At 57.1% G+C, this 24,578-nt stretch carries 16 protein-coding genes; 11 read left to right on the forward strand and 5 right to left on the reverse strand.

Annotated features, from left to right (window positions below):
- Positions 1–10: 10 nt before the first annotated feature.
- The 5 genes from metF to AC0B60_RS14960 all read left to right on the forward strand — a co-directional run bounded on the left by metF (position 11) and on the right by AC0B60_RS14960 (position 10,706).
- A complete protein-coding gene (metF, locus tag AC0B60_RS14940) occupies positions 11–880 on the forward strand; it encodes a methylenetetrahydrofolate reductase [NAD(P)H] (RefSeq protein WP_465086643.1) in 870 nt (289 codons plus the stop codon).
- 220 nt (positions 881–1,100) lie between these two features.
- Positions 1,101–1,859 carry a transporter substrate-binding domain-containing protein gene (locus AC0B60_RS14945; RefSeq protein WP_465086645.1) on the forward strand — a complete coding sequence of 253 codons (759 nt, stop codon included), beginning with the start codon at positions 1,101–1,103 and terminating at the stop codon, positions 1,857–1,859.
- Positions 1,860–1,928: 69 nt separating this feature from the next.
- On the forward strand, positions 1,929–2,600 hold the full coding sequence (locus AC0B60_RS14950) for an amino acid ABC transporter permease (protein WP_465086647.1): 672 nt from the start codon (positions 1,929–1,931) through the stop codon (positions 2,598–2,600).
- 13 nt (positions 2,601–2,613) lie between these two features.
- Entirely contained in the window at positions 2,614–3,360 is a 747-nt protein-coding gene (locus tag AC0B60_RS14955; RefSeq protein ID WP_465086649.1) for an amino acid ABC transporter ATP-binding protein, read from the forward strand.
- A gap of 293 nt (positions 3,361–3,653) precedes the next feature.
- Positions 3,654–10,706 carry an invasin domain 3-containing protein gene (locus tag AC0B60_RS14960; protein ID WP_465086651.1) on the forward strand — a complete coding sequence of 2,351 codons (7,053 nt, stop codon included), beginning with the start codon at positions 3,654–3,656 and terminating at the stop codon, positions 10,704–10,706.
- A gap of 14 nt (positions 10,707–10,720) precedes the next feature.
- Here the strand turns inward: AC0B60_RS14960 and AC0B60_RS14965 are convergent, their stop codons facing one another.
- Entirely contained in the window at positions 10,721–11,209 is a 489-nt protein-coding gene (locus AC0B60_RS14965; protein ID WP_465086652.1) for a DUF2505 domain-containing protein, read from the reverse strand.
- A gap of 183 nt (positions 11,210–11,392) precedes the next feature.
- On the opposite strand from AC0B60_RS14965, the gene AC0B60_RS14970 reads away from it, so the two are divergent.
- From AC0B60_RS14970 to AC0B60_RS14985, 4 genes are all read left to right on the forward strand, one after another.
- Positions 11,393–12,745: an adenosylmethionine--8-amino-7-oxononanoate transaminase gene (locus tag AC0B60_RS14970; RefSeq protein ID WP_465086653.1), complete on the forward strand. Its 1,353-nt coding sequence runs from the start codon at positions 11,393–11,395 to the stop codon at positions 12,743–12,745.
- A 9-nt stretch (positions 12,746–12,754) separates the two neighbouring features.
- Entirely contained in the window at positions 12,755–13,492 is a 738-nt protein-coding gene (locus AC0B60_RS14975; RefSeq protein WP_465086654.1) for a 16S rRNA (uracil(1498)-N(3))-methyltransferase, read from the forward strand.
- Between the two features lie 276 nt (positions 13,493–13,768).
- Positions 13,769–14,998 carry a DUF445 domain-containing protein gene (locus AC0B60_RS14980; RefSeq protein ID WP_465086837.1) on the forward strand — a complete coding sequence of 410 codons (1,230 nt, stop codon included), beginning with the start codon at positions 13,769–13,771 and terminating at the stop codon, positions 14,996–14,998.
- 114 nt (positions 14,999–15,112) lie between these two features.
- The gene (locus tag AC0B60_RS14985) at positions 15,113–16,153 is read left to right on the forward strand and encodes an HDOD domain-containing protein (protein ID WP_465086655.1); all 1,041 of its coding nucleotides are present in this window, start codon (positions 15,113–15,115) and stop codon (positions 16,151–16,153) included.
- Here AC0B60_RS14985 and AC0B60_RS14990 read toward each other — a convergent pair.
- The 4 genes from AC0B60_RS14990 to AC0B60_RS15005 form a co-directional block, all read right to left on the reverse strand.
- Positions 16,150–17,472 carry a YihY/virulence factor BrkB family protein gene (locus AC0B60_RS14990; protein ID WP_465086657.1) on the reverse strand — a complete coding sequence of 441 codons (1,323 nt, stop codon included), beginning with the start codon at positions 17,470–17,472 and terminating at the stop codon, positions 16,150–16,152. The two genes, AC0B60_RS14985 and AC0B60_RS14990, sit on opposite strands and share 4 nt — an antisense overlap.
- A gap of 99 nt (positions 17,473–17,571) precedes the next feature.
- Positions 17,572–19,308 carry a methyl-accepting chemotaxis protein gene (locus tag AC0B60_RS14995; protein ID WP_465086658.1) on the reverse strand — a complete coding sequence of 579 codons (1,737 nt, stop codon included), beginning with the start codon at positions 19,306–19,308 and terminating at the stop codon, positions 17,572–17,574.
- A gap of 11 nt (positions 19,309–19,319) precedes the next feature.
- Complete coding sequence (gene malE, locus AC0B60_RS15000; RefSeq protein ID WP_465086659.1) at positions 19,320–20,537, reverse strand: maltose/maltodextrin ABC transporter substrate-binding protein MalE; 1,218 nt, start codon at positions 20,535–20,537, stop codon at positions 19,320–19,322.
- 163 nt (positions 20,538–20,700) lie between these two features.
- Positions 20,701–21,636: a D-2-hydroxyacid dehydrogenase gene (locus AC0B60_RS15005; protein ID WP_465086660.1), complete on the reverse strand. Its 936-nt coding sequence runs from the start codon at positions 21,634–21,636 to the stop codon at positions 20,701–20,703.
- Between the two features lie 96 nt (positions 21,637–21,732).
- Here AC0B60_RS15005 and tmpT point away from each other — a divergent pair, with 96 nt between their 5' ends.
- Positions 21,733–22,386, forward strand: coding sequence for a thiopurine S-methyltransferase (gene tmpT / locus AC0B60_RS15010; protein WP_465086661.1), 654 nt, complete (start codon positions 21,733–21,735; stop codon positions 22,384–22,386).
- Between the two features lie 233 nt (positions 22,387–22,619).
- Positions 22,620–24,542, forward strand: a complete 1,923-nt coding sequence (locus AC0B60_RS15015; protein ID WP_465086662.1) for a PrkA family serine protein kinase — start codon at positions 22,620–22,622, stop codon at positions 24,540–24,542.
- Positions 24,543–24,578 lie beyond the last annotated feature (36 nt).

Here is a 24,578-nt window from a genome sequence, read left to right on the forward strand (position 1 = left end):
AGGTAGCAGCATGGAAACCCAGAAACAGTTCAAACGCCGCTTCAGCTTCGAGTTTTTCCCACCCAAGACCGACAAGGGCTGGGACAAGCTGCAGGGGGTTCGCAACACGCTGGCCGAGGTTGATCCGGATTTCTTCTCGGTCACCTTCGGCGCTGGCGGCTCCACCCGGGACCGCACCGTGCAGACGGTGCTGGATCTCCACAAACGGGGCGTGTCCACCGCTCCGCACCTGTCCTGCGTGGGCGCCACTCGCGACAGCATTGCGGAACTGCTGGATGTCTACCGCGATAACGGTATCAACCGCATCGTCGCCCTGCGGGGCGACATGCCGTCAGGCATGGGCGCCGCCGGTGAACTGCGTTACGCCAATGAGCTTGTTAGCTTCATCCGCGAGTACAGCGGCGATACGTTCAATATTGAAGTAGCGGCCTACCCGGAGTTCCATCCCCAGGCCCGCACCGCAGAAGACGACCTGAAGAACTTCGCCCGCAAGGTCGAAGCCGGCGCTAACAGCGCCATCACCCAGTACTTCTTCAACGCAGACAGCTACTTCTACTTCATCGACCGGCTGGAAAAGATGGGCGTCACCATTCCGGCGGTGCCGGGCATTATGCCCATCGTCAATTTCTCCAACCTGACCCGCTTCTCGGATATGTGCGGCGCGGAAATCCCCCGCTGGATTCGCAAGCAGCTTGAGGCCTACGGCGACGACAGCGACAGCATCCGCAAGTTCGGTGAAGAGGTGGTAACAGAGATGTGTGCAAAACTGCTCTCCCAGGGGGCTCCCGGGTTGCACTTCTACACGCTTAACCAGGCGGAGCCGAGCCTGAGCATCTGGAAGAATCTGGGCATTGGCGAGCGGGAGAAAATCGCGTTTTAGGTTTTCGCCTCTCCCCACCGCTCTCTCCACTCAGCCCTTCAGTGGAGAGAGCTCCCCTCCCCCTCCAACCATTTGATTTCCTGCATTTCTCCGCCTGATGGTCTAAAGTGTAGTGGTTGCAGTTTCATAAACCGCCCCCGGAAAGAACCGGCTTGATCAGCCTGCATTTCCGGAGCACTCCACCATGTGCGCGGGCAACAAAAGTAAAACAGGAGATTGTATGAGCACCAAATGGCTTAAAACGGTTGGCGCAACACTGGCACTTACCGTTGCCGCAGGTACCACCAGCGCAGAGACCCTGCGCGTCGTCACCGACCCCAGCTTCGTGCCGTTCGAAATGATGGACCAGGAAACCGGCGAGATGATCGGCTTCGACATGGAAATCATTCGCGAAGTGGCGGACCGTGCCGGCTTTGAGATCGACCTGAACACCATGGACTTCAACGGCATCATCCCTGCCCTGCAGACGGGCAACGTGGACATTGCCATCGCCGGGATTACCATCACCGAAGAGCGTGAGGAAATTGTTGACTTCTCCGACCCGTATTACGATTCCGGCCTGAGAATCATGGTCGGCCAGAGCAACGACAAGGTGGATGAGATTTCAGATCTGGAAGGCGTAAAGATCGGCACCAAAATTGGCAGTACCAGCTACGACTACCTGATGAAAACGCTGGACGAGAATGACGGTGTTACCCCGTACCCAGGCAGCTCCGATATGTACATGGCCCTGATGTCAGGCGCCGTTGACGCCGTTTTCTACGACGCGCCCAACGTTGGCTACTTCGCCAGCACCCGCGGTAAAGGCAAGGTCAAAACCGTTGGCAAACTTTACGAAGGCCAGCAATATGGCATCGCGTTGAAGAACGGCAGCGAGTGGGTGGATGACGTCAACGAAGCCTTGGCATCGATCAAGGAAGACGGCACCTACAAGAAAATCTACGAGAAGTGGTTCGGCCCGATGCCGGAAGACATGTAAAACTGAAAACCACAGCCGGGGGGCACAACACCCCGGCTGGTAACTCCCCATCCAACGGAGACATCCACTGTGGAATTCCAGTTTCAGTTCGACTGGCAGGCAGCCATCAACGCCATTCCATACCTGCTCAAAGGTATCCCCTATACCTTGCTGATTTCCTTTGGCGGCCTCGCCATCGGTTTTTTGCTGGGTATCATCTTTGGTCTGTTGAGCATCAACAAGAAGTGGTTTTTACGCTGGCCAGCCACGGCCTATATCGAAATTTTTCGCGGCACCCCGATTCTCGTGCAGGTGCTGTTCATCTTCTACGGTCTGCCCGACCTGGTGGGCGGCCCCATTGACCCGCTGACCGCTGGCATCGCAGCCATTGCCCTGAACTCCGGTGCTTATATTTCCGAAGTGGTCCGCGGCGGCGTACAGTCCATCGACAAGGGTCAGACAGAAGCCGGCCTGTCTCTCGGCTTGTCCCGATCCCAGACCTTCTGGTCGGTTGTCTGGCCACAGGCCTTCCGCCGCATGATTCCGCCGCTGGGCAATCAGGCGATTGTGAGCATCAAGGACACCTCTCTGTTCTCGGTGATCGGTGTAGGTGAGCTGGTTCGTCAGGGCCAGGTGTATATCGCCAATACCTTTACGGCCTTCGAGGTCTACTTCGTGGTGGCGATCATGTACCTCGCGATTACCCTCTCCCTCTCACTCGTGCTCCGCCTTGTAGAGCGGCGCGGACTGGCTTCTGTCTGAAGGATAGGTACCCATGACACAGATCGTGCAAATGCAGGGCATGAACAAGTACTTCGGTACCCTGCATGTCCTCAAGGAAATTGACCTGACCGTTGAAGCCGGTGAAGTGGTGGTGGTTATCGGAGCCAGTGGCTCCGGCAAATCCACCCTCATACGCTGCGTCAACGGCCTGGAAGAATTCGAGTCCGGCAAACTGGTGGTGGACGGCAATGAACTGGCGCCCAAGAGCGGCAACCCGAAATCACTGGCCGAGATCCGAAAAGAAGTCGGCATGGTGTTCCAGCAGTTCAACCTGTTCCCACACCTGACCGTTAAGAAGAACATCATGCTAGCACCCCGCAAGGTTAAGGACGCCCCCGAAACCGTCGCCAACGCCACAGCAGAGCGCCTGTTGAACCGCGTAGGCATCGGTAGCCAGGCCGACAAATTCCCCAGCCAACTCTCCGGCGGCCAACAGCAGCGCGTGGCCATCGCACGCGCCCTGGCCATGGAACCGCGGCTGATGCTGTTCGACGAACCTACGTCTGCGCTGGACCCGGAGATGATCGGCGAAGTGCTGGACGTGATGCGGGAGCTGGCCAAGGAAGGAATGACGATGATGGTGGTCACCCACGAAATGGGCTTCGCCCGGGAAGTGGCCGACCGCGTGATCTACATCCACGAAGGCCAGATTGTCGAGGAAGGCAAACCGGCGGATGTGTTCGACAACCCGCAGAATGAACGCACCCAGGCGTTCCTGAGCCGGGTATTGGCGCACTGAGGCCTCACCTAGCCCCCGAAACCGGGGGCTTCAATCCCTTACACCTATTAATCCCATTCGCCATACCAGTAGCAACCTACCCATAACCTCTCCTGAACTCCCTCAAATAACCCTCTAAAAAAATTACACTTTTTAACAATTCAAAGTGCAACTTTTCTAGGTTTATTAACGTTTATTAAGTCTAATGTTTGGCGTTCGTAAAATGATCAACGGAGCTGTGAGCGAGGATCGTTTTCTACTGTCGGTAGGCCTTCGCTGAAGTGCTTTATACAAAAAAATTGGGGGGAATTCCCATGTTATCAAACCAGGGACGCCGCTTTCCGGCGATCATTTTCAGGCTTCTGCTTTGCTTGCTCGCTTTCCAGGTGAGCGCCCAGGCGATTGCCGGTGAAACCTATTTCACCGATACTGACAATGAGGACAATGCAGGCTCGGGCTCTGCCGATGGCGACATGGATGTTCGTCTGAGAAACACCAGTGGCATTTACCCCATCGAATTCAATATTGATGTCACGGGCGCGCTGCCAAGCACAAGCGCTATCCTGACTATCAACGCCAACGATGTCGATGAAGAGGCGGGAGAAATCGACACCGTTTTCCTGAATGGCGTAGAACTCGGGATGCTGTCCGGCGAGAACGATGTCGACAACACCACGCGATTCTCAATTGACCCGAGTCTTATCCAGTCCGGCAACAACCTAGTTAGAATCGAAATCAGTGATGGGTGGGCGCTTACCGTCTACTGGGGCCAATTGCTGATCGACGGTGGTTCGGAAGAAGATGCCGACACCACCGCGTTCAGTATCAGCAATTACGGCATTGCAGGCTCCACAGTCACCATGGACGTTGATGCTGAGATCGACATCAACACCACCGGCAACTACCGCGTGGAGCTGAACGTTATTGGTCCGGACGGCAACAACATTGGTGTTCTGTCCGAAGACTTTTCCGCAACGGCCGGCGAGACCCTGACCAAATCCTACAGCCCGGAATATCAGATCGACGAGCAAAGTGGCACCTACACCATCGAAGCGCTGCTGTTCTATGACGATGGGGGCTTCCCCGTTCAGCAGGACTTCAATTCTGTCAGTTTTACGCACGTACAGAACCAGGGCCCCGTTCTACCCGGCACTGCCGACGACTCAACCCTCTCCGCCAATCCTGTTTCCATTGTCGCGGACGGAGTAACCACGTCCACAGTCACACTCCAGGCCAGGGACGTTGCAGGGAACAACACGTCGTTCAGCGGTCAGACCGTCACCTTCTCAACCACCCTCGGTACTCTTGGCGCCGTTACCGACAATGGTGACGGTACCTACTCGGCCACCCTGACATCCGGCACAACCGCCGGCGATGCAACGGTCACCGGCACCATTGACGGTGAAACCGTCGTTGACAACGCCACCGTGACCTTCACGCCAGGCCCGGCATCGGCGGCCAACACCACGCTGACGGCTGCGCCACTGTCAATTACCGCCGATGGTGTAACGACTTCTACCGTGACCGTCCAGGCAGTCGATGCCAATGGCAACGCCCTCACCTCTGGTGGCGATACCGTGGTGCTGTCGACAACGGCAGGCTCTTTGGGCAATGTAACCGATAACGGCGACGGCACTTATTCTGCGACGCTAACATCGTCAACAACCGCCGAAACCGCAACGATTACCGGCACACTGAATGGCACCGACATAACCGACAACGCCAGCGTGGAATTTGTGCCAGGTGACGCCTCGGCAGCAACCTCCACCATCACCGCTACACCGTCCTCCATTACCGCAGACGGTGCTTCCAACACCACCATTACCGTGCAAGCCAAAGACGCCAACGGTAACAACCTGACTACCGGTGGTGACACGATTGCTCTGAGTTCGAACGCCGGCACATTGTCTAACTTTGCCGACAATGGCGATGGCACGTACACGGCACTGCTGACCTCTTCAACTGCCAAAGGTACGGCAACGGTCAGTGGCACACTGAACGCGGCTTCGATCACCGATAGCGCCAGTGTCACCTTTGTTGCGGGGCCAGCCACAGCCGCCAACACGACCATTACGGCCTCGCCATCACCCATTACGGCGGACGGCACCACAACCTCTACTGTGACGGTTCAGGCTGTTGACGCGAACGGGAACAGCCTTGACTCAGGTGGAAATGCGGTTGTCCTCACCACCTCTTCAGGCAGTCTTGGCCTGGTAACCGACAACGGCGACGGTACCTACACGGCAACATTGACCTCGTCTACCGAGGCCGGAACGGCGCTGGTGAGTGGTACTCTCGATGCCTCGCAGATCAGTGATACGGCCAGCGTGGAGTTTGTACCCGGTGATGCCAATGGCAGCCAGAGCACGATCACTGTTTCTTTGCCAACACTGGTCGCGGACAGCAACACCCAGAGTGCTTTAACGGTTCAGGCCGTCGATGAAAACGGCAATACCCTGACCACTGGCGGTGACACCGTTACCCTGAGCGCGACGCTTGGCACCGTTGGCAACGTGACCGATAACGGCGACGGCAGCTACAGCGCGACGTTTACCTCCGGCAACACCACCGGCAGCTCCAACATCACCGGCACGATCAACGGCGTAGCGATCGGCAACACCGGCATGATCACTCTGGTTGAACGGCCGACAGTAGATAGCCTGCTGACCAATGACAGCACGCCCGAACTGACAGGTACTGCCATGGTCTTTTCCGGTGCGTCACTGACTGTGAACGTTAACGCCAGAACCTACACCGAAGGCGATGGCAATCTTGCTCTGACTGGCAACAACTGGACACTTGTCATTCCAGGTAACGCTGCGCTGAGTGACGGGCAGTACGAGGTGGTGACAACCGTTACCGACTCCGCTGGCCAGCAAAGCTCAGACATAAGCACCGACGAATTGACCGTCGACGTTACGTTACCAACCATATCGCTGGCCAACTCCGAAGGCCCGGACAGCACCACAACACCTGCCTACACGGTAGCTGGCAGCTGTAGCGCCGTGGATGACACCCTTGACCTAGATATCAGTGATGCCAGCACAACCCTTTCCCGAGCAGGCATTGCCTGTGCCGATGACGGCAATGGTGGGGGCTCTTTCTCAGTGGTCTTTGATACAACCGAACTCGACGATGGCCCGATTTCCATTAGTGCGGTCATTCGTGACACGGCAACCAATCAGGCCACTGACCAGGTGAACCTTGTAAAAGACGTCTGCTCACCGGACAACACCGTCTCTCGCTGTGACGAAGACGAAGACGGAGTACCGGATGGCTTTGAAATCGCGGCCGGTACAGATCCCTCGATCGTCGACTCCGACGGCGACGGCATTCCGGATGCGGAAGAGTTCGGTGGTGATCTGTCGAACCCCCGTGACAGTGATGGCGACGGCGTTATCGATGCGCTTGATACCGACAGCGACAACGACGGTATTTCCGACGCCGAAGAACTGGGTGGAGACGCCGACAACCCGCGTGACACAGACGGCGACGGCCAGCCGGACTATCGCGACACCGACAGCGACAACGACCGGGTGCCCGATGTGGTGGAAACCCTCAACGGTCTGACCGATGCCGATGGTGACCTGATCCCGGATTACCTGGATACCGACAGCGACAACGACGGTATTCCCGATGCCCTGGAGAACGGCCTCTCAACCGGTAATGACAGCGATGGCGACGGCATTGACGATGCCTTCGACGTCAACGCCACCGGCGGCACCGACAGCAACAACGACGGTATTGATGATGACATCGTTGCCCTGCTCGACACCGATCTCGACGGCACTGTCGACATGCTCGACATCGACAGTGACAACGACGGCATTCCCGATAGTGTCGAAGCCGACCTGCTGCCGCTGCTCGACAGCGATGGTGACGGCATCCACGATCGCTTTGATGTCACCAACACAGGTGGTACGGACAGCAACAACGATGGCATTGATGATGCCATGACCACCCTGGTGAACACCGATAGCGACCTCGTGCCTGACTATCGTGACCTCGACAGCGACAACGACGGCCTGACCGACGTTCGCGAAGCCGGAGGCACAGACAGCGCACCGGAAGATGGCCTGATCGACGATCCGGCCAACAACCAGGGCACCCTGTTTAGTCCTGCGGACGACGACGCTGACGCGCTGCCGAACTACCGTGACATCGAGAGCTCGAACCCTGCCAACGACGGCAGCGGTCCCTTCGATGTCAGCAATCGCGATGACGCCGCCACCGTCGATGCCGACAATGATGGCCTTGTCGATGACGCGGCCGACCAGGATGGCGATGGCATAGTCGATGCCGTTGACCAGAACGCATCCGGTTTCGGAGCCCAGGTACTGCCGACGGTAGAAACCCTGCTCACCAATGACAGCACGCCGACACTGAACGGAACCCTGCAGAGCTTCACTGGCTCTCAGTTTGACGTGACTGTTAACGGGCAAACCTATGTGGACAGCAACCCAGCCCTTGTGATTGATGGCAATACCTGGACATTGACCATACCTGCAGGCGCTGCGTTGGCAGACGGTCAGTACGACGTCACTGCCACCATCCGTGACGCCCAGGATCAGGCCGCCAGCGACACCACGTCAGGTGAGCTCATTGTCGATCTACAGGCGCCTACGGTCACACTTGACGCACTGGCAAATGCAGACGGTAACAACACCACGGCTTACACCCTGTCAGGGCAGTGCACGGAGATCGCCGACATGATCGGGATTCTGATCAGTGATCGGGACGGTCGTTCGGTTTCAGACAGCACGCTCCAATGTCAGGATGACGGCAACGGCAATGGTCGCTTCAGCAGCACCCTGGACCTGTCAAACCTGCAGGATGGATCTCTGGACGTACAGGTCATTGCGATGGATCTGGCGGGCAACGAAACTGAGACCGATGGCAGTTTCACCAAGAACGCCTGTCAGCCGGATGCCAATAGCTCACTGTGTGACGTGGATCGTGACGGTGTGCCGGACGGCTATGAGGCCGACAACGGGCTGTCCACAACATCCGATGACTCCGACGGCGACGGCATTCCGGATGCGGAAGAGTTCGGTGGTGATCTGTCGAACCCCCGTGACAGTGATGGCGACGGCGTTATCGATGCGCTTGATACCGACAGCGACAACGACGGTATTTCCGACGCCGAGGAACTGGGTGGAGACGCCGACAACCCGCGTGACACAGACGGCGACGGCCAGCCGGACTATCGCGACACCGACAGCGACAACGACCGGGTGCCCGATGTGGTGGAAACCCTCAATGGCCTGAACGATGCCGATGGTGACCTGATCCCGGATTACCGGGATACCGACAGCGACAACGACGGTATTCCCGATGCCCTGGAGAACGGCCTCTCAACCGGCGATGACAGCGATGGCGACGGCATTGACGATGCCTTCGACGTCAACGCCACCGGCGGCACCGACAGCAACAACGACGGTATTGATGATGACATCGTTGCCCTGCTCGACACCGATCTCGACGGCACTGTCGACATGCTCGACATCGACAGTGACAACGACGGCATTCCCGATAGTGTCGAAACCGACCTGCTGCCGCTGCTCGACAGCGATGGCGACGGCATTCATGATCGCTTTGATGTCACCAACACAGGTGGTACGGACAGCAACAATGATGGCATTGATGATGCCCTGACCACCCTGGTGAACACCGATAGCGACCTCGTGCCTGACTATCGTGACCTCGACAGCGACAACGACGGCCTGACCGACGTTCGCGAAGCCGGAGGCGCAGACAGCGCGCCGGAAGATGGCCTGATCGACGATCCGGCCAACAACCAGGGCACCCTGTTTAGTCCTGCGGACGACGACGCTGACGCGGTGCCGAACTACCGTGACATCGAGAGCTCGAACCCTGCCAACGACGGCAGCGGTCCCTTCGATGTCAGTAATCGCGATGACGCCGCCACCGTCGATGCTGACAATGATGGACTGATCGACGATACGGCCGACCGGGATGGTGACGGCATCGTCGATGCCGTTGACGAAAGTGACTTCGGATTCGGTTCTCTGGAAGACTACGATCTGGATGGCATCAACAACCGCGCTGACCTGGACGACGACAACGACGGCATTCCTGACGTCGCGGAAGGTAGCGGTCTCGTCGATACCGACGGCGACAACCTGCCAGACAGTCTTGATCCGGACAGCGATAACGACGGCATCAGCGATGTACTTGAAGCCAATCGGGGGCGGCTGGACGCAGACTCAGACACCTACGTCGACCAGTTCCTCGACGCCGATCTTAATGGTCTCGATGATCGTATAGCGGCGAATTCCCTGCCCATCGATTCAGATTCCGATGGCACTGCGGACTTCCGGGATCTCGATTCGGACAACGACGGCATTGTTGACCTGGTGGAAGCGGCTGACAAGGGCGTCGATATCCGTCAGGTCGACAGCAACGGCGATGGCATGGTGGATCTACTGGGAATCAACGGCAACACTTCCCGCCGCTGGTCCCCCACTGATTTTGACGGGGACGGGCGTGAAGACTATCGTGACATTGATTCCGATGGAGATGGCTACAACGATGATCTTGAAGGACGCGACTTCGATGGTGACGGGCAGATTGACCGCCTTGACAATGGCGGCGAACTGGAAACAGCCGTCAGGGGAGCCGGGGGTGTCGGTATCTGGATGTTGATCGCACTGTTGGCGCTCGTACTGGTACGCCGCGCTGGATACAAACACGCACGTCCGCTGCTGGTAGCAGCAGTGGCCCTCGGTCTGCCTGGACTTTCCCAGGCAGACGCAGGTCTGTGCGGATACCAGCTGTCTGCAAACCATGAAATCGTTATGGATGACGATGGTGAGGACGACGTGCAGTTCTCGGGTTGTTTTTATGGCAACCTAGGGCTGGGGGTTACCCATATAGACCCGGAAGGCGAAAGCAACGGCTGGCGCACCAACGACGACTCTGATTGGGGTTGGAAGGTTGCTGTTGGTCATCACTTTGCGCCCCACTGGTTCTGGGAGCTAGCATACAGCGATCTTGGTGAGGCCGGTCTTGGCAACCGAAACCCTGCCCTGGAGCAAGTGACTCCTGACGCCCATATCGACTATCAGGTTCCGTCGCTCATGGCAGGTTACTGGATTCGGGAGCCCGGCCACCGCTTCAACGCCTTCGTTAAGGCGGGTGCGTCACTGATTCAGAACAGCGCCAGCGACAGCAGAATCGGCTATGACGAGCAGTCAACATTGCAGTTGGCACTGGGTGTTGGCGTACAGTACCGACCGCTGGAATCAGCCTGGTTCATTCGAGCCGAACTGGACAGTTTTGACCGGGACGCTCGCTATCTGGGCCTGCAGATTGGTCGCTATTTTGGCGGACCTGATCGCCAATAACGCTTACCGCAACTTCACAACAACTGGCGGGTGATCCTATACTCCTTCTCAATCTTGGTATGGGAATCATCCGCCAGAAACCTCGCAATCTTCTTGCCCAGTAACGGCACTTCGCACCACACGTTCAACGTGACGTAATTGATGCAGGCCTGATCCGTGCCTTGCAGTCGCATATTGCCTTTGATCTTCGCGGGCACGCCTTCAATTCTTACCCGGAACTCGCAATGCCATTCGCCGTCGTCCTTGCGGAACCAGTGCTCTTCCTGGCGAACGCGGTTCCACTCCTTGTGGAAACTGGCGAGGATGCCCGGCACCTCGGTTGAGGCCATCATTTCCCGCTCCACCACCACTTTCGCGGACAAGTCGTCACGGGTCAGCTCCGGTATGCACACATTGCGCGAACCCAGCCGCTGGTTCTTTTCCTGAATATGGGCTTCGTCGAAAAACGCCCCCAGCACCCGGTCCAGGCCAGCATCGTATGAATGTCTCAATTCCAGTTCCATAAAGGCCTCCGTATAAGAATGGCCTGATTGTGCGTGGTGAGTTTCATTCACACATTGGCCCGCCGGTCACCGGCGGATGGCATAGTGGTCAGCAGGCGCTGTTAACTGTAATATTCGCACTGGTTAACAGCCGACCTTTTTATTGGAACCTGACAGAACCCCACCGTCTGACGGAGATTTATCATGCGCAATGCTGACCTCGTCGCCCGCGGCCTCAAATCCGTATGGCATCCCTGCACCCAGATGAAAGACCACGAAGGCACCTTGCCCATGGTGCCGATCAAACGGGGCGAAGGGGTCTGGCTGGAGGACTTCGAGAGCAACCGCTACATCGACGCCGTGAGCTCCTGGTGGGTCAACCTGTTTGGCCACGCTAACCCCAGAATCAACGCTGCCATTCAGGAGCAGATTGGTCAGTTGGAGCATGTGATTCTGGCGGGATTCACCCACGAGCCGGTGGTTAGCCTTTCCGAACGGCTTATCGAAGTGACACCTGAAGGCCTCAACAAGTGCTTCTACGCAGACAATGGTTCTTCTGCAATTGAAGCCGCACTCAAGATGAGCTTCCATTACTGGAAGAACCATGGAAAGCCGGGCAAGAAGAACTTCGTCAACCTGAGCAACAGCTACCACGGCGAAACCCTGGGCGCACTGGCACTGGGTGACGTAGCTCTCTACAAGGACACCTATCAGCCGCTGCTGATGGAAGTCATGACGGCGCCCTCCCCGGATGCGTTCAACAAGGAGCCGGGCGAAACGGACGAGGAATACGCGTTGCGGCAGTTCGAAGCCATGGACGCGCTGTTGGCGGAAAAACACGATGAGATCTGCGCCGTGGTGGTGGAGCCCCTGATCCAGTGCGCCGGCGGCATGCGCATGCATCATCCGATTTATCACACCAAACTGCGCGAAGCCTGTGACCGCTACGGCGTGCACCTGATTGCTGACGAAATTGCCGTGGGCTTCGGCCGTACCGGCACCCTGTTCGCCTGCGAGCAATCCGGCATCACTCCGGATTTCATGTGTCTCTCTAAAGGCCTGACCGCCGGCTACCTGCCACTGTCGGTGGTATTGACCACGGACACTGTGTACAACGCTTTCTACGACGACTACGAAACCCTGAAAGCCTTCCTGCACAGCCACAGCTACACCGGAAACCCAATCGGTTGCGCCGTGGCCCTGGCCACCCTGGACATCTTCCGCGACGACAACGTCATCGAAAATAACAAGCGACTGAGCACCTGCATGGCAGAGTCCGTCGCGCACCTGGCGGACCACCCCAACGTCGGCGACATCCGCCAGCATGGCATGACCCTGGCGGTGGAAATGGTAAAAAACAAAGCCACCAAAGAAGCGTTTCCCTGGCAGGAACGGCGTGGCATCCGTGTTTACCAGCATGCCCTCACCCGCCAATCGCTGTTGCGCCCACTGGGTAACGTGGTCTACTTTATGCCCCCTTACGTGATCACCGAAGAACAGATCCACCACCTGGCCCAGGTGGCCACAGAAGGCATCGAAATCGCCGTACGAGACTGACAATAAACCATGCGTACCCCCCGCATTTACACCAACTCGCCTCTGAGCGAGGGCGCCGCGGCCGACCTGGACGACAACGCAGCACAGCACGTCGGTCGTGTGCTGCGCATGCAGCCCGGGCAGGACTTGCTGCTATTCAACGGAGACGGCAACGACTACCCCGCCACCATCACTGGTGCCGGGAAGAAACACGTATCGGTCGAGGTAGGAACACCATCCGCCAATGCCACAGAATCCCATCTGGAGGTCGTACTCGGGCAAACCCTGTCGAAAGGCGACCGCATGGACTACGCCATTCAGAAAGCCGTGGAAATGGGCGTTACCCGCATCGTACCGCTGACCACCGAACGCTGCGACGTCAAACTCAAAGGCGACCGTGAAGACAAACGCCTGCGCCACTGGCAATCTGTTGCCATCAGCGCTGCCGAACAGTGTGGCCGCGCCCGGGTACCGGATATACTGCCGGTGATGACACTGTCGGAATGGTTTGAAAACTCGGGTGACTGCGATTTGCGCCTGGTCCTCCATCACCGCACTGAACAGTCCCTGGACACTCTCGCCAAACCGACGCGAGTCGCCCTGATGATCGGCCCCGAAGGCGGCCTCAGCCCGGACGAAATTACCGCCGCCGAAACCGCCGGCTTCCTCCCCGTCGCCCTCGGCCCCCGCGTTCTACGAACCGAAACCGCCCCGGTTGCCGCCATGGCGCTCTGTCAGTGGTTGTGGGGTGATATCGGAAGCCCATAGCACCCGACCGTGCCGCCGTCTCAGGCTGGCAGGCAAGTCATTGACAGAAGCCGCGCCTGACAACATTATCCCTGTCGGACATAAGAGTGAGATGACCGTTGAAGGCGCCTCCGTGGTTTGGGCTACCTTACGGGGAGGGTTCTCCAAAACTGTGCGGAGCCATGGATGGCGGAGCCCAAGCGCCACAAGGATGTGCCGCAGGAGCGTGTTTTGGAGAACCCTCCCCGTAAGGTAGCGGGCACCAAATCACCAACAACCAAAGAACGCGAGCACCAGATGACAAGCCTGCTAAGCACCCCAGAATTCTGGCAATACCTCAGTATCCCGGTCATTGCCGCCCTGATTGGCTGGACCACCAACTGGCTGGCCATCAAAATGACCTTCTACCCGCTGGAATTCGTCGGCAAGCCCCCGTTATTGGGCTGGCAGGGCATCATCCCCTCAAAGGCCCGAAAAATGGCCGCCATCAGCGTCGACGCCACCATCTCCAAGATTGGCACCGTGCGGGAAATTTTCCAGCAGATCGATCCCCAGGTACTGGCAGCTCACATCCTCTACACCGTCGAACCCCGAACCGAAGAATACGTCGACGAACTGATGCTCAAGGAATATCCCACCTTCTGGGAAAACCTGCCCTCGTCCGCCAGGAACATGGTCTACGAACGGGTACGCAAGTCCACCCCGCAACTGGTGGACAACCTGGTGGGTGACGTTTCCGACAACATCGAAGACCTGCTCGACATCAAAAGCATGGTCATCGAACGCCTGGCCAAGGACAAACGCCTGCTGAACCGGATCTTCATCGAGTGCGGGGAAGTGGAATTTCGCTTTATCATCAACTCCGGCTTCTACTTTGGCTTCCTGTTCGGCCTGGTTCAGATGACCGTATGGTATTTCTACCAAAGCTGGTGGGTACTGCCTTTCTTCGGCCTGATGGTGGGCTGGGCCACCAACTGGATTGCGCTAAACGTGATCTTCCGGCCCCTGCACGAAAAGAAAATCGGCCCTGTCCGTTTTCAGGGCTTGTTTCTTAAGCGCCAGCAGCAAGTCGCCGAATCCTTCTGCCACATCGTCACCCATGAAATCCTTACCGTCGGCAACATCATCAACGCCATACTGGAAGGCCCGAAGGGCGACCGGGCCCGCAACATGGTCAAAAAGCACATGAAACCCCTGGTGGACGAAACCGCCGGCATGGGCAAAGCCCTGACACAGATGGCGTTTGGCCCAACGGGCTTCGCAACCCTCAAAAATCAGGTAGGCCAAAAGGCCATCGACATTTCGAAAACCTCTTTCAACAACCCCGTGTTCGAAACCGACCGGGCAAGGGCCGTGGAAAGCATCATGGTTGAACGCATGATTGCCCTCTCGTCCGAGGAATTCCAGGACCTTCTGCGGCCCTGCTTCCAGGAGGACGAAATCAAACTGATACTGGTGGGCGCCTTCCTGGGCTTCGCCGCCGGTATCTGCCAATTGGTGTTCGTCTTCGGAGGCTCTGTTTTTTGAGGCTCTAGCACCAGAAAGCCTGCTGTTATACTGTGCATAGCCGCCAGCTCATTCTATACTCGTGGTCTACGGGTGTGTATTTCCCGGCGACTATTCTTTTCCCGGAGGCATCGGATGCCAGGCTTTTTCTCCTGGATTTCAGGACGTTTCTCGTCCGACAAACCAACAACCGCAACAGCACCTGAATCCCGCCTGCTCAACCCGGTTGTTTCAACTAACGACAGCCCGGACATAGATCCGGCCCTGATCGATCAGTTGGAAGAGCATCTGTTTTGCTGGCTGCTTGACTCGCCCCCCGCAACGCTGCGCTCAGAAACCGGGCAATGGGATGAGGTTCTGGAAAATTTGCGCTGGCGAATCGCCAATGGTGAACTGGACGAGTTACCGCGCCAACCCATGACCTTGCCGATGCTGATGCGGGCACTCTCCGATGCCAACACAGGCCGAAACCAGCTGACGGAGATTATCCTCAATGACCCCGCACTGACCGACCAATTGCTGCAAATTGCCAACAGCCCTTACTTTCGAACCGGCGACCAGTCCATCGACTCAGTGGACCAGGCGGTCTTTATTCTGGGCATGGACGGTATTCGCAACGTCGTTTCCGCCGCCATCATGCGACCAATGATGGCGGCACGGAACAGTCGGGAAGCGCTCTTTGCACAACGGGTATGGCGCTGGGGGCTTACCTGTGCCCGCAGTGCGGAGCTGATTGCGAAGATCCAGGGCCAGGATACCAGCGTCTATTTCATGGCCGGCCTACTACCAGCGCTGTCCTACATCACGCTACGAAGGGAGTTGCAGCGAGTCTGCAGGACGGAATCTGGACTGGTGGAACCACCCCCCTCGCTGATCCATATCGCCCTTTCCCGCTACCAATGGGCCACCTCGCAATTACTGGCCAATGAGTGGAGCCTGCCGCCTAAATACCACGCCCAGCTTCTGGCGGCGGAACGGCCGGCTCCGAGGCAGCAACACACCCCGCTGAACGATGGCATCATTATCGGTACCCGAGAGGTGTTGCGTCACGCCCACCAGCGCAATATGCCGGAAGAAGACGTTTTGCGAATTACCCACATCTCGAGGGAGCAGTTTACACGGGTGCGCAAAGTGATCCTCGACACCCTGGAGGCGGGTGCAAAAACCCGCGCCTAGGTTTTGTCCCCGTAGCCCCCTTCCTGCTTCAGCAATTCGGCAAAGGACACCGATTCGTGTTCTGGAGGGCGTTCCATCAGATGACGCGGCACGGCATAGGGTAAACGGTCAGCAACCCGATCCTCATCACGACGTATGGCCTCCAGCACGCTGCCAACAGTAATCCTCTCAAGGGACTGGCCCGGGGCCAGGCAATCGCCGTTGCGGCCGGCCAATGTCAGCAGTTGGGCGCGGATCAGCTTGTCGCTGATACCACGGGTCACTTCCCCCGGCACCCTGAGTTGCTGCTCAACCGCTTCCTGCTGCGGTGCCGGCCGGCCCTCGCTGAAGGGTTTCGCCACCAGCCACATCAACGCCAGCCCGGTTTTTTCCAGAAGCTCCGGCGACAACCGTACCTGACGGCGCTTGGCCACCGAGCCCGGGTTCTGGAGATAGAACGCGATGCTGGACCCCAGCAGCAGAATCATCCAGTTAAGGTATACCCAGATCAGCAGGATGATGCCGATGGCGAAGCTGGAATAAATAGCAGCATACTTGGCGGAACCGGCGACAAACGACGCAAACAACATGCCCGCCGCCTGCCAGGATATACCTGCCACCAGGCCACCGATGAACGCATAACGAAGTTTCACCCGGGTGTTGGGAATAAACACGTAGACGAAGGTGAATGCGCCGACCACTAACATGAACGGGGTAAAGCGGGTGGCAAAGACAATCATGGAGCCGAGCGGCTCGATTTCCATCAGTGCCTGCACGAACGCAGACGAAAAAATGGTGGCACTGATACCGATGGCGGACACCATCAACAACGGCCCCACCATGATCACACTGAGATAATTGCTGAAGCGCTGGGTCATTGAGCGCATGTCCGGCACTCGCCAGATCATGTTGAAAGAACGCTCGATTTTCTGCACCAGTGACACCACGGTATAAACCAGCAATGCCAGGCCTACAGAGCCGAGCACACCCACTTTCATATTGTCTACAAAGCCCAGAATCTGCTCGGCAATCTCGACGCCCTGCGGGCCCATGGGCCGAAAGAACTGGAACAGGAACGGCTCCATACGCTGGTGCACGCCCAGCGCCTTGAGCACCGAAAAACTCAGCGCCAGCAACGGCACAATACTGAGCAAGGTGGTATACACCAGGCTCATGGCATGGAGGGTCAGATTGCCACTGACGATGTCCCGTACCAGCGCATAGGCGGTTCGCCCGGTTTTATAAAGCCAGGTCCATGGCCAGTGTTGCGGTGGATTGGGATTGGCGAGAATCCAGGTTTCCGCAGCCTGAAGCCGATCTTTGAATTGGAATGAAGCCACACAACATCCTGTTTGCCAGTGTTTTGTACAGATTATCAGTCAGATACCAAATCACAACAAAGTATGGCGTATTGTGTGGCTTTTACTAGCGGTTTCGGCTCAGTATCGGAACTGGCTGATATTTCCTCTCAGCACTTCGCACAGTGACGCGAGGGAATCGGTCATGCTTCCGGTATCGCGGGCATTGTCTGAAATGTCTTCAATCTGGCGCTTGAGGTTGATCAGGTTTTCGTCGATTTTGCTGACAGCCTCGCTCTGCTCAGCCGCAGCCTGGGCGACCTGTTGGTTGAGCAAACGCATCTCGCCCGCCTTCTCATCGATTAGCCCCAGGCTCTCGCTGCATTGCCGGATACGCTGGACGGTTGTACGGCTCTCCTCCCGTCCGGCCTCCACCGCTTCGACGGCATCACGGGACTGTGCCTGCAACGATGACACGAGATCGTCTATCTGCCTGGTCGAGTTCGCCGTCTGGCTGGCCAGGCCCCGGACTTCGTCGGCCACAATGGCAAACCCCCGGCCCATTTCACCGGCCCTGGCCGCTTCAATGGCAGCGTTCAATGCCAGCAGGTTGGTTTTCTCCGAAATACCCCGGATTACATCCACGACCTGGCCGATAGACTGGCTTTGGCTGGCCAGCCCGGCGATAGTTTCGGCCACGGCTTCCACTCGTGTTTCCAGCCGAGCCATGGCGGCAACGGCTTCATCCGCAGATTGACCGCCACTGTGCGTCAACCCGCCAACTTCATCTGCAAGGCATGCCGCGTGGTTGGCACTCTTCCGGACTTCTTCCGCAGTGGCCGTAACTTCGTTTGCGGCTGTCGCCACCAGACTGGTTTCCTGTTGCTGGCGTCCAACCTGGTCGGCAAGACTCTGACTGCTTTCCCGTCCCTGAGCCGCCATATCCCCCAATTCATTGGTGGAGGCAGCGACATGACCGATCAGGCCGCCAAATCGCGCCAGCATCTGGTCAAAAGCGCGGGTGATCACGCTTAATTCATCGTTCTTGCGATACTCGAGGCTGCCCCGCAGGTCATTGTCGGCCTGTATTTCGCCAATGCGCTGCCCCAACCTGCGCACCGGGCGAAGCAGTGAACGCAGAAACAGCGTGCCCAGCAACAATGCCGAGATAACGAGCGCGCCAGCCATTGTCAGGCTTACCGATCCTGCCCGATCAATTTCGTGTCGAATAGCACCGCCACTTATGGCGACCTGATCACTGGCGCGCCTGACTGTCTCTCCGGCTTCCAACACGCCCCCAGTGAGTACGGCCTCCCGTTGCTGGTAACCGCTGCGGATATCGTTGAGGCTAGCCGTGAGACTAACGGCCTGTTCCCGGGCGGCCTCCGCCATCGAACGACCCATCAGCATCATGGATTTTTCAAAGAACTCGAACATTTTTTCGCCGAGCGTACGGTACTGCTCCACGGTTTCTGTCATTTCCGCGATCTCCGCCTGCAGGCTGCTATCGGCCGCCACCATGGCAGCCAGTTCGTCCACCAACTGTTCGGAGGCAGCCTGAGCCTTATCCAGGGACTCCATATCCGCGTTCAGCGCGGCGTGGAAATACCAATACTGCATCGCACCCATATGTTGCTGGGCGACCGTAACGCGCTCGGACAGCTTGCCCAGCGCCCTTTGCTGGTCAATGAGTTCGGATTGCTCATCAATAGAAACCATTTGGCCGGCGATGCCGCGTGCCTGCTGATCGACACTGTCACCAATGCCGGCTATGCGCTGGTAAACCAGGGCCGATGACGCAACGGACAGGCCAATCAGTAGGGTAAACACCAGGATCACCCGGGAACGGATGGTCAATTCTAATCGGGGGAATGCCATAGCGAGCTCACTCAGTTCGTAACGTAATGCCGGCGTGTCCAGCCCCGCATGTCATCCAGCCTTTCAAGCCGCCCTGCAGCCTCTTTGAGCGTGGACGCTATGGGGTAATCATCGGCCAGCATGCCGTCAAAGCGGATGGTCATCAGATCCCAGAAGCGTTTCATCTCAGGAATGTTGGGCATGATTTCCCCACGACTGGCGGAACGGAAGGTATGATCAATAAAAGGGTCTTCGCTGAGGGTTTTCACCACATCCAGATGGGCCACGGCGCCAAGGGGCTTGTCGTCATTCACGGCATGCAGTCCGGATTCGGTCAGCAGATAGTCCTCCATGAACTGACGGGCCAGTTCGTGGTTGGTGGACACCGCGCTGATCCCAGCGGCCAGTACGCCCACGAAGGGTTTTCCAGGTTCACCGCTGACAGTGGGCACGTCGGCAATGCCCACGTTAATACCAGCGTCCCGTATTTCACTCCAGGCCCAGGGACCGTTAATGATCATCGCAGTCTGACCGGCCTTGAAGCCGTCCATCATGGTGCCGTAATCCGCATCTGCCGACAGCACACCGGAATCCAGCAAGTCTTTTATGCCTGCCACGGCACCAACAGCGCCATCTGTGTCCACACCAACATCGGAGAGGTCGTAAACCTGGTTTTCCAGGCCGAAACTGTACCCACCGGATCCGGCGAACACTGGCCAGGAAAAATACACATTCCTGTAGTCCCAAGAGATGGCCTCAATACCCTGTGCGCTCAGTCGTTGATGCTCAGCTTTCACGCCTTTCAGAGTGGCGGGCGGTGTTGAGACCAAATCCTTGTTGTAGAGCAGACTGACCACTTCCATGGCGATTGGGTAGCCATACACCCGATCGCCCACGGAAACCGCCTGCCAGGCAAAGGGTGCAATAGCCTCACGCACCTGCTCGGACGGCTCGATGGGGCGCAGGTGGCCCTCATTGATCCAGCTTCCAAAACGATCATGGGGCCAGATCACGATATCGGGCGCCTTGGAGGAATAGCCGTAATGGTCGTACTCGGAGGTGAGATCATCTGGCGTCTCCACGGTCACAGGAATGCCGGTTTCGGCTTCGAAGCGCCGGCCAACCTCAGCCAGCCCTTCATACCCCTTGTCGGAGTTGATCCAGATAAGCAGTTCTCCGCGTTCAAAAGAGAACGCCGGCGCGGAAAAGAAAACACAGGAAAGCACAAGAGCCAGGAGAGGTCTGATCATAGTTATCGCCCTGTTGTTATTGTTTGAGCGTTGGTGAAAACGCATGCCCCTATCGGGGGCATTTCACAGGGAGTTTAGGCGGGGAAGAACCACAGCCGCGTCATACGGCTGCGAACTTTTCAGGGGGGAGTGAGGGGGCGTACCCGGGAAAACCGTCAGAAAATCAGACCAACGAAGACAGATTACGCGCCGTAATATCGACGATTCGTTGCCGCGCTTCACGACTCGCCCAGGCCGAATGGGGCGTCACAATCAGGTTGGGAATATCATTTGCCAGCAACGGATTGCCATTGCGGGGCGGCTCCTCCGTCAGCACATCAAAGCCCGCACCGCCAATCGTCCCAGCCCTCAGGGCATCGGCAAGTGCCTGTTCGTCCACCAGGCCACCGCGGCTGGTGTTAATCAATAACGCGTCCTTTTTCATCATTTCCAACTCACGTGCGCCAATCATGTGCCTGGTTTCTTCGGTCAACAGACAGTGCATCGACAACACATCCACTTGCGGTAACAACTCATCCATTGGCATCCGGCGATAACCATCCACCTCACCAGTTGCCTGGCCGGGCCTTGCGCCAAGCACAACATTCATCCCGAATGCCTTCGCACGTTCAACAACGCCCTGCCCCAGATCGCCATAGCCGACGATCCCCAGCGTGCGCCCTTCCAGTTCCATGATCGGATGATCCATCAGGCAGAACATCTGGCTTTGCCCCCAACGCCCGGCCCGTACATCCTTGTCGTAATCCACCAACCGCGTAGCCAGAGCGAGGATGAGGGCCATGGTGTGCTGCGCCACGGTGGAGCGGCCGTAGTTGGTCACGTTCAGTACCGTTACGTCGTGGTCTTTCGCCGCTTCCTTATCGATGTTATTCAGCCCCGTCGCCACTACCGCAATCGTCTTTAGCTCCGGGCAGGCCTCAAAATGCTCGCGCTTCAGCAGCACCTTGTTGACCAGTACCGTATCGAAACCACGGATACGATCCTGTACTTGTTCCTGAGGTGTTTGAGGGTGCTTCACCATCTCACCGGTTACGGCCTCAATCGGCGAGAGATCCACATCATTGCCCAGGGTGTCTGCATCCAGAAATACGGCTTTCATTCATTCATCCTTCATCGTGAGGTGTTCGACGATCCAACAACTCCAAGATTAAGTTAGACTGAATGAAACCTCCAATTGGCGAAAAGGAGAACACCCATGGAACACCAGTTCTGGCACGAACGCTGGGCCAAAAAAGAAATCGGCTTCCACGAAGGCACCGTCAATCAATACCTCCATGACCACTGGCCAGAACTCGCCGGCAATGGCACCGGTGCCGTGTTCGTTCCCCTGTGCGGCAAGGCCCATGACATGTGGTGGCTCCATGACCGCGGCCACGCTGTCATCGGTGTGGAATTGAGCGATGTTGCCTGCAAGGACTTTTTTGAAGAAGGCCAGGAGAAAGCCAGGGTTCATCCGGGTGAGCCCTTCACCAAATTCGCCCACGACGACCTGGAGCTCTGGTGTGGTGACTTTTTCCAGTTGGTGCCGGAAGATCTGAAACACGTCAGATTGGTCTATGACCGCGCCGCCCTGATCGCACTGCCGCCCCACATGCGCCAGGATTATATCGACCACCTGACCGCCGTGATTCCGGATGACACCCGTCTATTTCTGATCACCCTGGACTACGAGACAGACATCAAGGGCCCGCCTTTCAATGTCAGTGATGAAGAAGTACTGAAACTATACTCCGCTGATTACGAGATCGAACATATACTCACCAATACACTGGCAAAAGATCACCCTTTTACCAAGCGTAAAGGGCTTGCTGGCGCGACGGAGAGCGTGTTCCGTCTCAGAAAGCGCTGATACACAATTTAATGAACCTTAACGCTTTTACCGCTGTCCAACTCCCGAAGCTTGAACTAAGCTCACAGTAACCAGACCGACATAAACGCGTCAGCGTAAATCGGTCTGTTACTCCCTACACTTCCATCCATAACCATAATGACCGCCTGGGGCGGCGGCACCATCAGCAACGGGGATACTGTGTGAACTAGAAGCCGTTTTTTCATGGCAAGAAAGCAAGCGAGGGGCCATCTATGAGCATAATGCAGCATTTCAAAGACCGGTATGAAGCAACTCAGGAAGAAGAATACACTCTTGAGGAATACCTGGAGATCTGCAAAAAGGACCCGGCGGCATACGCCACTGCCGCAGAAAGGATGTTAATGGCCATTGGCGAGCCGGAAAATATCGACACCTCCCGTGACTCCCGGCTGTCACGTATCTTTTCCAACAAGGTGATCAAACGTTACCCGGAATTCTCCGAGTTCTATGGCATGGAAGAGGCCGTGGAAAACATTGTCTCCTTCTTCCGCCACGCCGCCCAGGGCCTGGAAGAGAAGAAACAGATCCTTTACCTGCTTGGCCCCGTCGGGGGCGGTAAGTCCTCACTTGCTGAAAAGCTCAAGTCACTGATGCAGAAAGTGCCCTTCTATGCGATCAAGGGCTCACCAGTCAACGAGTCGCCATTAGGCCTGTTCGATCCGGCCGAGGACGCCGGTATTCTGGAAGAGGAATACGGCATCCCGCCCCGCTACCTCAAATCCATTATGTCGCCCTGGGCGGTAAAACGCCTGCACGAATACGGCGGTGACATCAGTCAATTCCGTGTGGTGAAGATGTACCCGTCGGTTCTGGATCAGGTGGGTGTGTCCAAAACCGAGCCGGGTGATGATAACAACCAGGACATCTCCGCGCTGGTGGGCAAAGTCAACATTCGCATGCTGGAGGATTTTTCCCAGGACGACCCGGACGCCTACAGTTTCAGCGGCGGCTTGTGCAAAGCCAATCAGGGCCTGATGGAATTCGTGGAGATGTTCAAGGCGCCTATCAAGGTGCTGCATCCGTTGCTGACCGCCACTCAGGAAGGCAACTACAACACCACCGAAGGCATGGGTTCCGTGCCGTTCGACGGTATTATCCTGGCCCACTCCAACGAGTCCGAGTGGCAGACCTTCCGTAACAACAAGCACAATGAGGCCTTCCTTGATCGGGTGTATATCGTCAAGGTGCCCTATTGCGTACGTGTCACCGAAGAAATTGATATCTATCGCAAGCTGCTGCGTGACAGCTCCCTGTCTGGCGCTCCCTGCGCTCCGGATACCCTGGATATGCTTGCGCAGTTCTCCATCTTATCGCGCGTAAAAGAGCCGGAAAACTCCAGTATCTTCTCCAAGATGCGGGTTTACGACGGTCAGAACATCAAAGATACCGACCCCAAAGCCAAATCGATTCAGGAATACCGGGATTCAGCCGGCGTAAATGAGGGCATGGACGGGCTGTCCACGCGTTTCGCATTCAAGATTCTCTCCAAGGTCTTCAACTTTGACACCACGGAGGTAGCTGCTAACCCGGTTCATCTGCTCTATGTACTGGAAAAACAGATTGAGCAGGAGCAATTCCAGGCCGAAACCCACGACCGCTACCTGCGGTTTATCAAGGAGTTCCTGGCGCCTCACTACGTTGAGTTTATTGGCAAGGAAATCCAGACGGCTTACCTCGAAAGCTACAGCGAATACGGCCAGAACCTGTTCGATCGCTACGTCACCTATGCCGACTTCTGGATTCAGGATCAGGAATACCGTGACCCGGAAACCGGGGAAATTCTCGACCGCTCGTCCATTAACGACGAACTGGAGAAAATCGAGAAGCCGGCCGGCATCAGCAACCCGAAAGACTTCCGCAACGAGGTGGTCAATTTCGTGTTGCGGGCACGGGCGAACAACCAGGGTCGCAACCCGTCCTGGCTCAGCTACGAAAAACTGCGCAGCGTGATCGAGAAGAAAATGTTCTCCAATACCGAGGACCTGCTGCCGGTTATATCCTTCAATCCGAAGGCCAGCCAGGAGGATCAGAACAAGCACAAGCAGTTCGTCGAACGTATGGTCGATCGAGGCTACACGGAGAAACAGGTCCGCCTCCTTGCGGAATGGTACCTGCGGGTTCGTAAGTCTCAATAAGTCAGCCCTCATACGCTGAACTGGAGTGAAACTATG

The organism is Marinobacter sp. V34 (assembly GCF_055524115.1).

Excerpts from the sequence above, each read along its gene's own strand:
- AC0B60_RS14970 (WP_465086653.1), top strand. The coding sequence starts at position 11,393 with ATGCGCAATGCTGACCTCGTCGCCCGCGGCCTCAAATCCGTATGGCAT.
- malE (WP_465086659.1), bottom strand. The coding sequence starts at position 20,537 with ATGATCAGACCTCTCCTGGCTCTTGTGCTTTCCTGTGTTTTCTTTTCC.
- AC0B60_RS14965 (WP_465086652.1), bottom strand. The coding sequence starts at position 11,209 with ATGGAACTGGAATTGAGACATTCATACGATGCTGGCCTGGACCGGGTG.
- AC0B60_RS14975 (WP_465086654.1), top strand. The coding sequence starts at position 12,755 with ATGCGTACCCCCCGCATTTACACCAACTCGCCTCTGAGCGAGGGCGCC.
- metF (WP_465086643.1), top strand. The coding sequence starts at position 11 with ATGGAAACCCAGAAACAGTTCAAACGCCGCTTCAGCTTCGAGTTTTTC.
- AC0B60_RS14980 (WP_465086837.1), top strand. The coding sequence starts at position 13,769 with ATGACAAGCCTGCTAAGCACCCCAGAATTCTGGCAATACCTCAGTATC.
- tmpT (WP_465086661.1), top strand. The coding sequence starts at position 21,733 with ATGGAACACCAGTTCTGGCACGAACGCTGGGCCAAAAAAGAAATCGGC.
- AC0B60_RS14945 (WP_465086645.1), top strand. The coding sequence starts at position 1,101 with ATGAGCACCAAATGGCTTAAAACGGTTGGCGCAACACTGGCACTTACC.
- AC0B60_RS14995 (WP_465086658.1), bottom strand. The coding sequence starts at position 19,308 with ATGGCATTCCCCCGATTAGAATTGACCATCCGTTCCCGGGTGATCCTG.
- AC0B60_RS14960 (WP_465086651.1), top strand. The coding sequence starts at position 3,654 with ATGTTATCAAACCAGGGACGCCGCTTTCCGGCGATCATTTTCAGGCTT.
- AC0B60_RS14955 (WP_465086649.1), top strand. The coding sequence starts at position 2,614 with ATGACACAGATCGTGCAAATGCAGGGCATGAACAAGTACTTCGGTACC.
- AC0B60_RS15015 (WP_465086662.1), top strand. The coding sequence starts at position 22,620 with ATGAGCATAATGCAGCATTTCAAAGACCGGTATGAAGCAACTCAGGAA.
- AC0B60_RS14985 (WP_465086655.1), top strand. The coding sequence starts at position 15,113 with ATGCCAGGCTTTTTCTCCTGGATTTCAGGACGTTTCTCGTCCGACAAA.
- AC0B60_RS15005 (WP_465086660.1), bottom strand. The coding sequence starts at position 21,636 with ATGAAAGCCGTATTTCTGGATGCAGACACCCTGGGCAATGATGTGGAT.